We start from the raw sequence: 617 nt of genomic DNA, 5'->3' as shown, positions 1-617 counted from the left end.
AAAAATACAGGACAGCCATATCTTTTTGATGTTTCACACTGATGCTAAACCCGCGAGGTGATCGCCAGCGTGTCAAAGGATTACCGCAGCCCAAAAACGTGGCTGGGCAGTGAAGATGAAAACGTGCTCAAGCTGCTATCTGAACTCATGAAAACGGTAGCCGAGCTGGCAACCATCTGTGCCAGTCATACCCACAGCACCAGCCCGGCACCGAATGAGGCTGGAGACGGCGAGTGCAGCAGCCGCGCAAAAGGCCAGGCTAGACCCAATCACCAAGTAAACCATAGACAACCCAGTATTTACTCGATACCGGCTCAGCTCCCACCAGGAACCTGAGCCGTTTTTCATATCAGCCCACAGTAAAGCCCCACCCAACAATCAAAACTGACGATGCTGCAGCACAGACGCGGCTGGCTATTCTGGCCACGTAAATCACCACCTACGCAATTCTACGTCACGAAATTCGCACTCTTCCTCACCCTCCTGCGCAGTTTGCACCTCAATTTTTTTTCAGTTTTGAATTTGTTCAGTTTATGGCGCCACCAAGCGCAGACACTGGGCCGGGGAAAGGATCGAAGATCTGAAAAGATCGCGGTTAATTTCACTGTTTTACAGTT

General features: G+C 50.7%; 2 protein-coding genes. Both read left to right on the top strand.

The window, feature by feature from the left end; genetic code table 11:
* The first annotated feature begins 69 nt into the window (after positions 1-69).
* Positions 70-336, top strand: coding sequence for a hypothetical protein (locus tag RC73_RS20425; RefSeq protein ID WP_200888013.1), 267 nt, complete (start codon positions 70-72; stop codon positions 334-336).
* A 54-nt stretch (positions 337-390) separates the two neighbouring features.
* Positions 391-617, top strand: a 227-nt coding sequence (locus tag RC73_RS21325) for a hypothetical protein (RefSeq protein ID WP_235370048.1), incomplete at its 3' end; no start/stop codon positions are given.

It is taken from the genome of Shewanella sp. ECSMB14102, from assembly GCF_000813075.1.
Taxonomy (GTDB): Bacteria; Pseudomonadota; Gammaproteobacteria; order Enterobacterales; family Shewanellaceae; genus Shewanella; species Shewanella indica.
This window is presented reverse-complemented; position numbering and strand designations above follow the sequence as displayed.